Annotated in this window: 8 protein-coding genes; all 8 read right to left on the reverse strand. The window is 33.5% G+C overall.

The annotated features are described in order from the left end of the window. Positions 1–113: 113 nt before the first annotated feature. The gene (locus JEM65_RS07440; RefSeq protein WP_233530566.1) at positions 114–2,270 is read right to left on the reverse strand and encodes a beta-xylosidase; all 2,157 of its coding nucleotides are present in this window, start codon (positions 2,268–2,270) and stop codon (positions 114–116) included. A 918-nt stretch (positions 2,271–3,188) separates the two neighbouring features. After that, positions 3,189–4,589: a cellulase family glycosylhydrolase gene (locus tag JEM65_RS07445; RefSeq protein ID WP_233530567.1), complete on the reverse strand. Its 1,401-nt coding sequence runs from the start codon at positions 4,587–4,589 to the stop codon at positions 3,189–3,191. 16 nt (positions 4,590–4,605) lie between these two features. Further along, positions 4,606–5,925, reverse strand: coding sequence for a family 43 glycosylhydrolase (locus JEM65_RS07450; RefSeq protein ID WP_199598315.1), 1,320 nt, complete (start codon positions 5,923–5,925; stop codon positions 4,606–4,608). 34 nt (positions 5,926–5,959) lie between these two features. Continuing rightward, positions 5,960–7,729: a sulfatase family protein gene (locus JEM65_RS07455; RefSeq protein WP_199598316.1), complete on the reverse strand. Its 1,770-nt coding sequence runs from the start codon at positions 7,727–7,729 to the stop codon at positions 5,960–5,962. Positions 7,730–7,842: 113 nt separating this feature from the next. Beyond that, positions 7,843–8,490, reverse strand: coding sequence for a hypothetical protein (locus tag JEM65_RS07460; RefSeq protein WP_199598317.1), 648 nt, complete (start codon positions 8,488–8,490; stop codon positions 7,843–7,845). A 27-nt stretch (positions 8,491–8,517) separates the two neighbouring features. After that, on the reverse strand, positions 8,518–10,017 hold the full coding sequence (locus tag JEM65_RS07465) for a RagB/SusD family nutrient uptake outer membrane protein (RefSeq protein WP_199598318.1): 1,500 nt from the start codon (positions 10,015–10,017) through the stop codon (positions 8,518–8,520). Between the two features lie 31 nt (positions 10,018–10,048). Further along, the gene (locus tag JEM65_RS07470) at positions 10,049–13,147 is read right to left on the reverse strand and encodes a SusC/RagA family TonB-linked outer membrane protein (RefSeq protein WP_199598319.1); all 3,099 of its coding nucleotides are present in this window, start codon (positions 13,145–13,147) and stop codon (positions 10,049–10,051) included. Positions 13,148–14,243: 1,096 nt separating this feature from the next. Beyond that, on the reverse strand, positions 14,244–15,290 hold the full coding sequence (locus JEM65_RS07475; protein WP_199598320.1) for a GntR family transcriptional regulator: 1,047 nt from the start codon (positions 15,288–15,290) through the stop codon (positions 14,244–14,246). Positions 15,291–15,370: the final 80 nt, after the last annotated feature.

Below are 15,370 nucleotides of genomic sequence, written 5' to 3' on the forward strand. Positions count from 1 at the left end.
AGATAGGCTGAATAGTTACAATTTTTTTTTAAATTAAAGAATTCTCTGGGCATTTCAGTTAAATCAGAGGCTATCTTACTGTATATCAGTAAAAAAAAGAACCCAAGATATTTCTATTTAACTTCAAGTTTTATTGTTTTTAAGTCTTTTTCTAAAGAGGATGAACCTACAGAAATTGTAAAATCACCAGGTTCAACCACTTTTTGCATGTCCTTATCATAAAGCGATAAATTATCAGAATTTAATTCAAAACTTACTGTTTTAGTTTCGCCAGGTTTTAAAGTGATACGATCAAACCCCTTCAGCATTTTATTATATCGTCCGACTGAGGCGAAGTCATCCCTAACATACATTTGTACTACCTCATCACCCACTACAGCACCCGTGTTTTTAATATCGACAGAAACAATAGTTTTACCATCAATAGCAATTGAGGCATTCAATAATTTCAAATTTGAATATTCAAATCTCGTATAACTCAAACCGAAACCAAAAGGAAATAATGGCGATTTATCAGAGAACTTATATTGGCCTTTTCCAGAACCCACAAAATCAGGACGCTCTAAATAAGTAACAGGAATTTGTCCAACAGAACGCGGAAAGGATACAGTTAATTTACCCCCTGGATTATTATCACCAAATAGAGTTTCAGCAATAGCTTCACCAGAATTCATGCCTAAATACCAAGTTTCAAGTATCGCTGGAATATTTTCAGCTATATAATTAATTGACAATGGTCTTCCATTTATTAATACTACGACGATAGGTTTTCCTATTTTATGAATAGCTTCAACCAATTCATTTTGAACACCAAACAAATCAATGTTATCTCTGTCAAGACCTTCACCACAAGTTTCAGTAGAACCACCCAAGGCTAAAATTACTACATCTGATTTTTTTGCTGCCGCAATAGCTTCTGCGAAACCTTCTGTTGATGTGCTTTTTAAAGGAGCGCCTTCGGCATAGTTAATTTTAATATTTTTTCCAACTTTATTTTGAATCCCTTCCAAAACCGAAATATAATATGGTGGAATTCCAGCATAACCTCCTAACTGTGGATATTTCCCATTTGGAAAGCGTACTTCAGCAGCATTTGGGCCTATCACTGCAATGCTTTTAATTTTTTTTCTATCCAGTGGTAATAAATCGCCATCATTTTTCAGTAAGGTAATCGCTTTCTTCGCAATTTTCAATGCTAAGGCTTGACTTTCTGGCTTGCTAACTACGGAATCTGGATATGTTTTACCGATGTTTTCGAATAATCCCAATTTATATTTCGCCCTTAAAATACGAGACACACTTTGGTCTACATATTTCACAAGCGAAGGGTTGTTTGTCAGAGTATCTAACAGCACATGATTTATATATGAAGAATATTCTGGACTCTTGCCAATTACCAAATCCATATCCACACCAGCCTTTAAACCTAAAAGTGCAGCTTCAGTTTTATTTTTTGCGATATAATGCATTGAATTTAAACGCAAAACATCATTATTATCGGATACTATAAATCCATCAAAGCCCCATTGTTCACGAAGCAGACCTGTTAATAATTCGCCATCCATATGCATTGGAATCCCATTTAAATCTTGATGACCAGGCATTATGGAACCCACTTTAGCCTCTTTTACGGCCGCTTCAAAAGGTGGCATAAAAACTTCATATAACCTGCGCTCAGACATGTCACTAAAGCCTCCATTGATTCCTCTTCTGTTTTCAGGGTATCCCACAAAGTGCTTAGCGGTTGCTAAGATGTGGTTTTCATCTAAATATTCATCACCCTTACCTTGTAACCCTTCAATGAAAGCCACTCCCATTCGGGTTACCAAATACGGATCTTCTCCATAAGATTCTTCAACGCGACCATAACGAGCATCACCAGAAATTACATCTAAATTGGGAGAATAGCAATGAGTTAAATTAGCCGCTCTTGCTTCTTTGGCTATATCTGTGGTCATCTCTCTTATCAGTTCTGGTTCCCAAGTACCTCCCAAAGCGATGGCTTGTGGATAAACGGTAGCGCCAGGTAACCAAAGCCCATGTAAGCATTCGCTATAATTCATAATGGGAATTCCCAAACGCTCATTGGTAGGAGCATCTTGAGTGAGCTCTGCTATTTTTTCATCAAGGGTCATTTTATCCAATAGTGAAGCCACTGATTTATCAATAATTGAATTTTCAGATTTAGAATTTGTGTTATTCTGCGAGCTTACTATGTGACTGCCTGCCAATAGTATGATAAATAATGATTTGTAGTACATTTTATGCATAGAACGATATCTTTAATTGTATTACGGGGTTTTTTTTATTATATGTTAAGCATGCAAGGCATCTATTATAACCAAGAAGTATTATTGCTCCAAATTACACTGATAAATTCAGTTTGGCGTCCTGCACTGTCCTGAAAAACATTTCTAAAATTCTCTTAACCTTAAGCTGTTATAAAACTCTTATTTCCTGTTAAATTTAAATTAAAACCTTGTTTTACTATCGAAACTTAGAAAGCTGAAGACACCTTTTGAATCTATAAATTTTCTCGCGAATATTTTGTAATTACTCCCATTATAGGTCCTAAAAACTACCTCTTTTAATGATTACTTTAAAGTACTGTTTTTAGTCTTGTGTTTCTCAATATCATGAGAGATTTCGTAATACTATGCAGCTTCTATCGTTCCCATGATGCGTCAAACTATACTATGCCATTTTAAAAATGATTGTGTACAAATTTAGATTTGTAACATTATCTTAATGATCAGGTATATGACAGTAGGTAATTATTTTTTTCTGAATTCGTATTTATCCTTAGGATAGTATAAGCAATAGGATTAATTGGACAATCTCACCGAATAGAAAGTCATGAGTTAACTATTATAATGATTAATATCTCCAACAACTACGATCCCTCAAATAACTTCCTCACCTGTAGAAATAGTTTGCTTCAACTCTCACTAAATAAATCGATAGAAGAAAAAATACCAATCTTTAATGTCATATTATTAATAATGATGAATGGAATCGTGACTCTAAAACAGATAAATGGTGTCGATGATAATTATCATTTAACGATCCAGCACACCTCTTTATTTAATGATTGGGTATTGGGAAAATTCGATCTGGTAAAAAATTTGTGTATCAAAAAAGAACAGAACAGGGTAAATAAAGACATTGCACTAAAAAATTAAAAGATCTTATTTATAAATACCAGGAACAATTTTTAAATTTACAATAGTTTTGTCATATGGCCATTTTGTAATGTTTAACTGCTGATAGGCTTCATCCCACATGACATTTGAACTATCAAAATTTTTAGATGATTTTTGTATTTCTAATCCTACGCTTTTAATTGGATCATATATCATCACCACATCATTACCAATTAAAATTGAGAAACCATCTGGATAATGTCTATTGGCACCAACGAAAACACGTGATGCACCTTTACTATTGTCGGTTAATATATTGACATCTAAAATTCGTGTTGCAAAATTGAACATAAAAGACTGAATATCTCCTGCAATAACCTGCGGATAAGGTCGTGCAATGATATCGGTAATATATTTTCTTTCAATAGTTCCGACAGCATTCTTATCGCTGAAAATAGCCCAGGTTGAAGGCCCACCAGCCATAAAATTTTGCATTTTAGGGTTTCCTGAAAACCATGCTTTTATACTTCCCACACCCATTTTATCAAACACTTCAGCAGTTTTAATGTACAGTTCTCTGTATTTATACTGCCCTAAATTACCAGTTAACAAGGTATCCGTGCTAGCAAAGGTTGGGAAACCCCATTCTCCGATAAGAATTGGCGCGTTGAGCATTATTGATTCTTTGTCAAAACGATCCATTACTGGTTTTACCAATTCTTCTTTATTTTGATATATATGAGGAGAAAATACAATGTTCTTTCTATTTACTGATGCCGTGATTTCTGCATATTGATTATTATCAATACTTTCTCCCTTATTCATAAATACAGATTGAATCAAAATCTTTTTATCTGCATTAATTTTATGACTTTCATCTATTATTTTTTGATAAAATGGTATGAGATGTTCGTTCGTAAGATCTTTATAAGAGATATCCATAGTTAATTTTCTCGGTTCATTGACAACGTCATATCCAATCACGTTATCTTCTTTTTCAAACCGCTCCCAAACCTCTTTCCATGCGTTTATATATAATGTTTGCTCATTATTTTTATTGGCCCACAACGCCTCCCAAGAAAACTCATCAACACCATAAACCGTCATTTTAAAAACAGTTTTTACACCAACGTTCTTTCCTAATGTGACTAAATCTTCTAAATGGTGCAAATAGCTTTCCTCTAATTTAGCACCAGAAAATTCACTTAAACGTCCCAATTCTAAGCGTACTACTTGAAAATTTGCACCAAGACGCACCATTCTGACATAATCATCACTTTTAAAATCTCCAGCGTTAGTAACAATCACAAAACCTCTGGGTATAATATGTCTACCTTGATCATCCCTTAATCCGTGTTTTATTTGGGCATTTGAAGTTGTTGATATAAGACAAAGCAACATCATAACAAATAAAAATAAAGGATTTAAAATACCGGTTGTGTTCATATTAAATTTGATAAATTTATTTAAACTCAAACCAATCCAAATGTAGAATATCTGATGAGCTGCCTTTAAAAACAAAGTAAATATCAGTTACATCTTTCATATCTTTCAGATCACAACTAAAGGTTTTGTAAGTGTTCCATCCTCCAGTGCTGGAAATTTTACAACTTCCTAATAACTTTCCAGATTTGCTTTTATCACGAATCTCAATGGTACCTTCATTAATAGAAGATAAACAAAACTCGATTAATGTTTTATCGGTAAGATTTTGAATATTTGGAAAATAAAGTTCTCCACCGTCTTTTACATTTTGAATTTCAAATCCGCCAATTGGCGCTTCTTTCTTATCCAAATTTTCGGATTTCATATACCATTCGGCTTCAATTCTGTCCCAATTGGCATCATAGCGTCCAACACCTGTGGCAAAATGATGTTTTAAGAAATTGACATCATCAACCATTTCTCCATTATCCTTGTAATGCAAATAAGTGATATACGATTCTCTAAATTTTATTTTTGGATCGATGTAAAACTTACACCAAGTGTGGAACCATTGGTTATTCCACGTAAAATAGTTACCATGTGCCTGTCCTGTCAAACCATAATTTCCATCGCCAGAATTGCCAACAAAATCATAAGGCCCATATATATTGTCAGACATGGCATATTGTGAGCCAGCTGATAAATAGTATTTTCCATTGCGTTTATGAAGGTTTGGTTTATCGTTAAAAAATCCATCTTTTTTATTAAAGTCAACCACTTTTGGCTGTTCCTTAAGTGAAATCATATCAGCACCCAGTTCCGCAATGAAGTATCGTAAATCTTTATCTTTAGAATCAAGGTGACCGAATATCATAAACGATTTTCCGTCATCATCATTTAAAACTGTTGCATCATATTCACTTCCATTAGTTAAATCCTTTTCTAACATCGGCTTTCCCAAAACATCCTTATACGGTCCTTCAGGTTGGTCTGCAACAAGCACTCCAGAATCATCATTCCCGTTTGAAAAATAGAAATAAAACTTACCATTTTTTTCAACCGTTTCAGTTGCCCAACAGCGTGTTGAACCTTTGCCCATATAGGTCTCAGATGGGTCAATCTTAAGTTCATAGGTCCAGTTTACCAAATCCTTTGATGACCATATATGCCAATCGGGCATTATAAAATGATTGGCTGTAGAATCTGCATCCCTTGTAGAAAATAGATAGGCGTTTTCATTGAAAATATAGATATGAGGATCCGCCATTCCAAAGTCTTTGACAATAGGGTTTTGAGCGGTGCTATTCAAGCTGAAACTCACCAAAATAAATAATAATACGTATTTAAAAAAATTCATGTTTATATGTTATTTAATTTTTTCTTTAGAAATCTTAATTCTTTTTGATTGATAACTTTAGAGCGCCTGCGTAGCTTCCTGTTCTATTCAATTCGTCATACACACGAACTTTCCAAAAGTATGTTTTAGTTGCATCTAATTCTTTGCCATTATAAGTTATTGCGTCTTGTGTCTCACTTTCAACCTTACCACTATTCCATACGTCACCAATATTCTTATCACAATTTTCTTTTGAAGAGGACACTAGTATTTGATATGCTGTTTGTTTTTGAGTATTGTTTGAAATCTTCCAGCTAAACATATTATTCTTGAAGGTTTCATTAGATAGGTTTAGCGCATAAGGATCTTTATATTTTACAATTAATTTCTCAGTTTTTGCTCTTAAATTAGTGAGCACCTCTTGAGATTTTTCATCATTAACGAGGTTATAAATTTCTTTGGGATCTTCTTGTATATTGTATAATTCTTCTATCGATTTATCATCAACGTATCTAAAATATTTCCAATCTTTAGTTCTTACACCTTCACTTGGTGGAATTTCCTTTTTATCCCATAAATGTTCGATTAGTATCGTATCTCTTTTGACATCAAAGTTTTCAGAATCCATAAAAGGTTTCAAGCTTTTTCCGTGCCAACTTGCGGGAGCTTGCACACCAGCAAAATCTAAAATTGTGAATGGCACATCGATGTTTAATGCCACAGCATCAATATCTTTATGTGTTTTATTTCTAGGATCGTAGATAATTAATGGCACTTTTAAGGAGTTGTCGTACATAAGCCATTTACCTGCCAATTGTCGTTCGCCCAAGAACAGACCATTATCACCCATAAAAACGATGATGGTATTATCGGCAATTCCTTTAGCTTCGAGTTCTTTACGTATTTTGGAAATTTCGTTATCTACGCCGGCAATCATTCTGTAATACCCTTTTACGCTGTGTTGGTATTTTTCAGGCGTATCATATCTCCAATGCCAACGCAATCTATTAAAACCATCCTTAACACGTTGTGGTAATCTATCGTAGTATTCATCTTCTGAAATATCAGCACCTGGCACGATATTCAGTGCTGTTTGACCGTCTGGTACGGTTGTGTTTTTTAAAACATGATCATATTCTTCATCCCAAAAATATTGCTCAACCGTATTATCACTGGCATGTGGCGCACTAAAACTAAGTTGCAAACTAAATGGCTTGTCCGTTGGTGCCTCTTTGATAAACTCGATTGCTTTCTCTCCCGTATAGCGTGTTAAATGCACGGTATCCTTTCCTAATGTTTTGTAATAATAACTGGTTCTATCCTTGCGGTCATAGCGCAAATCATAATTTTCATAAACATTATACAGCGAATCTAGATGATTGTATTTAACGCCAAATTTGCCATAAAATCCCGTATAATAACCTGCATTTTTGAGCAGACGCGGATAGGCATTTCGCATATATTCATCTTTTATATCTCCAGTAGTAAAGCTGTAATTATGCGTCCGCTCTTGCAAACCACTAATGATACTTGCTCTGCTGGCTGCACAAATTGGTGTAGTAGCTATGGCATTTTTAAAAAACACACCTTCCTTTGCTAATTTATCCATTTCTGGAGTATAAGCCAACGGGTTGCCAGCATAACCTAAAGCATCCCAACGTTGGTCATCAGTTAAAATAAAAATGATATTAGGCTTTTTATGTTCCTCTTTTGCATCAACTGATTTTTCAATCTTGTTACTACAATTACATAACATGATAATAACTGTAAAAACTAACAAGATTCTAGATCGATTCATAATTTTTAAGAAAGTATTACTTTTCATTTTTAAGTATTTGAGGTGAAAAATAAGTTCTTTAACACCACGTCTTTGAGCATCTGCTTTTGAGGAGAACCTTTTAAAAAGTCACAAAAATTCCTATTAATTAACCAGAGCTCCTATTCAAATGGTGCCAATCTCACGTGATTTTCAAGTAAATGTGCAACAGAGTTACCATTGGAAAAGATATAGTTGTGCAATTTTACATTTGCTGAAAATTTAGTAGCTGGTAGAACGGGAGAATTATTGATCCCAATAGTGTAATTCCAATCACGACTTAGTGTCATTATTTGATTTAAAGGGTCAGTAGACAACGTTTCAAAAGTATAATTGGCATCTAAGGTCAATAAATGTCCTGGTCCTTGATCAACATAAGTTGGCACTATGTAATATAAGAGAATCTTTCTTAATTTTACAGGATCGACATCTGCTAAGGAGATGTTAGGATTTCCGAATTCACGTCTTTTAATACCATTAAAATTTCTCCAACCAAAATCTTTAAGAAGAAAATATGTCCGTTTATCAGTAGTATTACTATACTCCTCCTGTAAATCAGTTAATTTAATAGCTTCAATTAGAAAGTTAAACTCATTTTTAGGATTGGTCTGAATCCATTCCCAAGGGGTCATTGCGCCAAATGTAACTTGTGGTGTTGTAGCTGGATCGAATTCAAATTTTTCTTGAGGTTTCAAATCGCATCCAAATGTTATGATAGCTATACACACTAAAATAACGGCGTTTAATTTTAGTTTTATATTTTTTTTCATTACTCGCTGTTTTATTTTTTAATATTATTAATATGGTTCATTCTGTTCTAAGAGCGGATTGTCAATTAAATGCCTGAAATAAATAGGCCAATCTATGGTTCCTTCGGTCTGTCCATTTATTGGTCCTAAAACTTCAACCGCCTTACCTGTTCGTACAAGATCCCACCATCGTGTCCCTTCAGCAAACAACTCTAATTGTCTTTCGTCCAAAATAAAATTCTCTAAGGCTACCTTATTATTAATATCAACATCTAGAGTGGTACCAGAATTCACTAAAGGCAATTCCCGAGAAACTCTTACCTGATTTAATAACTCTAATGCAATTTCTGGATGATCTAATTGGTTTTCAGCCTCTGCTTTTAAAAGTAACATATCAGCATATCGGAACAATACAATATTGGTATCATCTTCCGCTGGACTATAATTCGTTTTGGCATATTTTGAAACCCGTATATCTTGAGGGCTACCTACTTCTGTTACGGTTTCATAATATCGCCAATCACCATAAATTGGAATTTCATTACCTGTTGCTGGATCTGTCGTGAAAATATGTGCTGGCACACCTGGATATTTTAACATCCATTCTTCCTCTGTTATAGGAAATCTTTTAAGCCATTTATTTTGAACTAATGGAGAAATCCATACGGAAGGCACACCTTGAAAAAATATTGAATAGATCCCAGAGGCTCTATTCCCGTCTTCTTCAAAATCATATTTAAGGGACATGATTAATTCTGGACCTTCTTGACCTTGATCCGGAAAAGCAATATCATTTAAAAATAGGTTTCTCCATGACACTCTATCTTTTGTTAAGGAATAACTATTTAAAGCTATTAATTGGTCTAGGGCGTCATTTGCATCTTGATATCTTTGCAAAAACATAAAAATTTTAGATTTAAAAGCTAACATACTTGCTTTAGAAAACCTGTAAGGACTTGTAGAGGTTGTAATAAGTTCATCTGCCTGCGCCAAATCAGAAAGCACTAAGTCAAGAACCTCTTGGGCGGTTGATCTAGGTCTGAAAGAACTGTCGTCAAACGTTAACGCAGCTTCTTTAAACAATGGTACACCTCCCCAAACCCTATAGGCATCAAAATAGGCATAGGCGCGTAAGGCATAGGCTTCACCCAATAAATTTTCATTAAACTGAGGAATCTGTGGGATTTTTTCAATGGCGATATTGGCTCTAAAAATCATAGTATATAACTCATTCCATCTTAGTGCATCTTCATAATCTGAAGTTAATGAATTTGTGATCATAGCTTGAGTTTCACCTGATGGTTGATCAGATTCAACATAATTGTCAGATCTAAATTCACCCCAATAAAAATGCTTTACACGATACGTTCTTTGCATGGCATCATATATTGATGCTACACCAAGTTCCGCATCCTGATTTGTATTCCAAAATATTTCATCTGAAACTTCGCTTATTGGACTTTGATCTAAAATGTCTTCACATGACGTTATTACCACAAGTAACATGCATGCTGATACTGCTGTTAATAAATGTTTTACTTTTTTCATCTCTATATTATTATGATTTATGAAATAGTCTTTAGAACTGGGCTTTTAAACTTAAAATTATTTCCGTTTTATTTGGGTACCTCAAATCATCCCACCCTGGTCTAAGCGCATCACCTTGATAGCCTAATTCCGGATTATAACCTTCATAATTGGTGAATGTCAATAAATTATTTACGATGAGATCTAGGGAAAATGAATCCATAAACGTGAATGTTTCATTTGGAATAGTATAGCCCAATCTAACATTCTGCAGTTTAATAAAATCACCTTGGCTTACATATTTTGAATCGAAGCCTGTTCTGTTCTGAAATCTACTTGATTCAAGACTTGGATATTCTGCAATATCACCTTGATTTACCCAAGCCCCGTCAATTCTATCAGGACCTGGCGCAAAAACAGCATTAGCCGCCTTATCTCGAGTATGGTCGTAACCTCTATAAATATCATTCCCAAAACTGAAATTAATTAAGAAGGACAATGAAAAATTCTTATACTCAAATGAGTTTCTCCAGCCACCAATAAAATCTGGCAAGCCATTTCCAATAATGGTTCTATCTGCTTCTTGATCTATTACAAAATCTCCATTTTGGTCTTCCCATATAGCGTCTCCTCCGCCTAAAAGCCTATTTCCAAACTTAAGCTGGTTTATATTACCAGTATATTCTTGACCATTAAGGGTGTAGTTCACAAAAGTGTTATTTGCATCAAAATTAGGCGTCAACCTTACACCTGCATCATTGTAAGCGTTGGATTGGTCATATCTAAACACTCCCAAATTCTTAAATCCATACATATTTCCAAGAGATTCACCTACTTCAACCAAATAGCCTCCATTAGTAGGTTCAAACCCATCATCGTCTGCTAATTCCAGTACTTTGTTCTTGTTAAAAGAGATGTTGAAGCTTGAGGACCATGAAAAATCTTCAGTCTTAATCGGCGTGCCCCTTACTTCAATATCAATACCTTTATTTTCAACAGAACCGATGTTCCCTATAATTGTAGAAAAACCAGTTTCTTCAGGTATGGGTCTATCGTATAATAACTCAGTAGTAGTTTTTATATATCCATCTACGGTTAACATTAATCTTCTGTTAAAGAAGGCCAAGTCAATTCCATAGTTTTGTTGGGCAGTTTCTTCCCATCCTAAATCGGCATTTCCAAGTTGAAAAGGTGCAAAACCATTAATACCATCATAAAAGTAACCAGGACCATATAACGCTTGGTTTAAATAATTACCGATACGTTCATTACCAGTAATAGCATAACTTGCACGCAATTTAAATTCACTAAGAAAATCGAAGGATTTCATGAAATTTTCGTTAGAGATTCTCCAACCAGCGGATACGGAAGGAAAGTTACCCCATAATTTATTTGATCCAAATCTTGAAGATCCATCCCTTCGGAATGTAGCTCCCAACAAATACTTTCTCTGATAGTCATAAGTAGCTCTTGCGTAAACAGATGACAAAGAATGTCTAAACCATTCTGAACCTGTACGGGATACATCAAATTCTGAAACATTATTAAATGTTTGTATGTAATCATTATTAAATCCTAAGGCTCTTAGCGTAGTGTTTTCCTGCTCCCACTTTTGAATAGATAATCCTAATAAACCAGTTACCGAATGACCCCCATTAAACTTATGATCATAAGAAAAGTAATTTTCATTTTGCATATCATAAGACAAACGCGTTATTTCTTGACCATTGATTCTACCATTTACGGCATCTACAGTCTGGGAGGGTCTAAATTGATTTAATTTTTGATTATTATAATTGACACCAAGCGTAGTCTTAAATGATAATGACGGCGTTAATTGAAAATTGATATAATTAAATGATGAGCCTCTAAACTGCCTATTATCATTTGTACTTAATAACGCTCGTGCCACGGGATTGGCCCTTGCAAATCGCTCTCTAATAAATGAACCATCAAAATCATAGATGAGAACATCCGGTTGTCTGTAGGATAATTCACGAAACACAGCACCTTCAAACAACCCTTCTTGACCTTGGTAGGATCCTGTTAAACGGGTTCCTGCAGATATAACTTTACTAATATCGAAATCTAATTTTAGTGTTGTGTTTATACGTTTAAAACCACTTCCAATAATAATTCCTTCTTCGTTAAGGAAACCCGTATTCCAGTAAAATCTTGAAGTTTCACTGCCACCACTTACGCCTACGTTAACTTGAGTCTTTAAACCCATTTGCTGAATTAAGTCTTGTATATCTACCACCAATTGAGAACGAATACCCAGTGAATCTTGTACAGTACCAGAATTATCTGTTGACCCTGTTCTTAAGCTCAGAAATTTGTTCCATTGAATGGTATTGGAAACAGGTACTTTATTGGACAAAAAACTATAAGATGTTTGTATGCTTGTTTCAATTTTAGGTTTACCCTCTTTCCCTATTTTAGTGGTAATAATAACCACACCATTTGCAGATTTAGAACCATAAATAGCAGCAGAAGCCCCATCTTTTAAAACATCAATAGATTCTATATCATTGGGGTTTAGATTATCTATATCATCCACTTGTTGCCCATCAACCACATACAAAGGACCAATCCCTCCTGAGAGTGTCGATATCCCTCTGATGACAATTTCAGAACTATTACCGGGACCATTATTAGTTAGAATCTGAACACCAGCCATTCTTCCCTGCAAAGCCCCTAAAGCATCCACAGGAGCGGATTCATTGAGTTCTTCCGATTTTACCGAAGCAATCGATCCCAGAACATCGCGCTTATTAACCGAGCCATAACCAATAACAACAACTTCATCAAGTTGTTCTTTATCTTCATTTAGACTAACGTTTACTAAAGTTTTATTAGCAACTGCAATTTCCTCAGATTTAAATCCAACATAAGAGAAAACTAAAATTTGAGAGCCAACAGTAAGATTTATTGTGTAGTTACCATCAAAATCCGTTGTCACGCCATTGGTGGTTCCTTTTTGTAATACATTAACCCCAGGTATTGGCACTCCATCAATAGAAGATACCGTACCAGAAACAGTGCCTACTTGAGCTTGAGTCGAAAAACCTAAGATTCCCAAAAACATAAACATTGTAAAGAAACACGCGTTACGTAATGTTCCTGAATGCTTTCTAATTTTTTTTCCCATAATTTGGATACTTTTATATTATTAAAAATTATAAATGGATTGTGATGAAAAGTGATGTCATTAGGACAATCTCTTTTATTTCATATAAACAAATGAAAAGCTTTTAAAAAAAAAAGCTATCCTGCACTGTACTGCATTATTAATAATAATGTAATTTATAAGTCATTTAATTTACTGGCCCTGTGCAACATATTAAGTTTTTAATAATAACCTTTGATGTCGCTTAAACATTGAAACTATAAGGGATTTATAACTTTTGCCTCATTAATATTAATCTTAAATAAATAGGGCACTTTAAAAGACTAAAATATAATCTCATACAATGCTTAGAACTTATATTCTCAATTTGTAATTTTAATCAACAGCATTACATATCAAAATATTTTAGTACATCAGGATTCGAAAAATGTAATTTGCTTTACGAATTCTCTGGTAGATAAATGCTGAATTGGAATAACTATATTAAATAAGATTTTTTGTCAATTAGATTTATAATATTTCAAGAAAACTTAACAAGTTAAATCATTATCTATCTTAATTAAGATATCCAAATAGTCTATGAACCTATCAAACTAATTTAATTTACACAAAAGATAAAAGCACTTAACAGAAAAAAATTATTTCTGATATTCATATATTACAATTAAATTATAGACACTATAGTGGAAAGTATTTAGGAACTAAAACTATATAAATAATTTTAGAGGAATTTCTTAAATTACTTATATGGCATTATTAATATTTACTTCTGGAAAGTTAAATCGATAGAAACATGGATAATCTCAAGATAAAAATAGATCACAGGAGTAATTACTCGAAAAATTGTCGACGCTATTCACGAAGAAGTGAGCACAAAATCAGCAGAATTTTCATAATGAATAAACCTGTACAACTTTGTGGCAATATTAATAATAGAAGACATTATAATAATCTTGACTTACTTGTTCAAAAGGAAAATGGTTTCATTAGATAGTCTCTTTGAAAAATTGCCTTATTTCATAAAATGATAGAACTTTTTCATAAGCACGGCATCGCAATAATTAAAAAATAACTTTACTATTTTTTTATAAATTGACACAAAAGTGCATGAATAAACTCAAATAGAATTTCTATCAATAAAATTAAATGGTACTTTAAATTTCCCTTTTTTCTTGTCGAGAATCATTTGTGCGGCTGTTTCTCCCATGACCTTGAAATCTGTAGACATAACTGTGATGCCTAAAAGTTCCTTTAATGGGGTGTCATTATAAGAAATTACCCCAATGTCTTTGCCCATAATAAATTCATCATCCCTGATTTGTTTCACCAAATTAACCAAATCAGATTCTTCAATTGTAATGAACAAATCTCCTTTTTTAAGAATCATTTCATCATAGACTTCACTGAGAACTTCAAAATTCAATTTAAATTCTGCGCAAAATTTTCTAAAGCCGTGCAGAATACGTCTAGGGAAAGGATAAACTGCTTTGTCTGGATAAATTAAAATTATTTTGTCATAAGTTACAATTTTATTGAGCCCTTGCTTTAATGCGTCATAAATATCATTTTCGAAATCTTGAAAAATTTCAACAATCTCACCATCCATATTGAGCTTGATATTATCAAGAATCACAAGTTTTTGTTTTGGAATTTTCTTTATGGCATTTACCACCGGCTCCGTAAAACTTAAATGCTTTAATTCATCATTTTTAAAATGAGGCATGATTACGTAATAATCATAGGCCGATTTATGCTTTTCCATCAGATTTAGAAAAAGGGATTCATCGCAATGATAAATGTGTAAATCAGTATGTACATTGGTTCCTATAGCATTTAAGAATGAATTATAGGTTTGCATTTTATATGAACTCAATTTATTTACCAAAAATAAAATATTTATTTTAGACAAAAGTTGTGTTCTGTTGATATAGTAACCTTTTCCTCTAATTGAAGTAATGATTTTTCGTTCTTTCAATATATTATATGCCTTCTCTACCGTATCTCTAGATAAATAAAATTCTTCACTAAATCTGTTGATGGATGGAATTTTTTGGTCTATTTTAAAATTACCTAATGAGACGTTGTAAATCATGGAATCCACAATTTGTCTGTATTTGGGAATTCTTGAATCTTCATCAATTTTAATAAATTTAAATATATCCATATGTTAGGGTTTTAAGTGGATAATCGTTGAGATTTAGATAACAAAGTAAATGGAATTTTGAGAAAAATCCATTTTTAACC

The organism is Gelidibacter salicanalis, from assembly GCF_016469035.1.
In the GTDB taxonomy this organism is placed as follows: Bacteria; Bacteroidota; Bacteroidia; order Flavobacteriales; family Flavobacteriaceae; genus Gelidibacter; species Gelidibacter salicanalis_A.

What these genes read in the sequence shown, in the direction of transcription:
- JEM65_RS07475 (WP_199598320.1), bottom strand. Translation starts at nt 15,290, where the DNA reads ATGGATATATTTAAATTTATTAAAATTGATGAAGATTCAAGAATTCCC.
- JEM65_RS07455 (WP_199598316.1), bottom strand. Translation starts at nt 7,729, where the DNA reads ATGAAAAGTAATACTTTCTTAAAAATTATGAATCGATCTAGAATCTTG.
- JEM65_RS07450 (WP_199598315.1), bottom strand. Translation starts at nt 5,925, where the DNA reads ATGAATTTTTTTAAATACGTATTATTATTTATTTTGGTGAGTTTCAGC.
- JEM65_RS07460 (WP_199598317.1), bottom strand. Translation starts at nt 8,490, where the DNA reads ATGAAAAAAAATATAAAACTAAAATTAAACGCCGTTATTTTAGTGTGT.
- JEM65_RS07440 (WP_233530566.1), bottom strand. Translation starts at nt 2,270, where the DNA reads ATGCATAAAATGTACTACAAATCATTATTTATCATACTATTGGCAGGC.
- JEM65_RS07445 (WP_233530567.1), bottom strand. Translation starts at nt 4,589, where the DNA reads ATGAACACAACCGGTATTTTAAATCCTTTATTTTTATTTGTTATGATG.
- JEM65_RS07470 (WP_199598319.1), bottom strand. Translation starts at nt 13,147, where the DNA reads ATGGGAAAAAAAATTAGAAAGCATTCAGGAACATTACGTAACGCGTGT.
- JEM65_RS07465 (WP_199598318.1), bottom strand. Translation starts at nt 10,017, where the DNA reads ATGAAAAAAGTAAAACATTTATTAACAGCAGTATCAGCATGCATGTTA.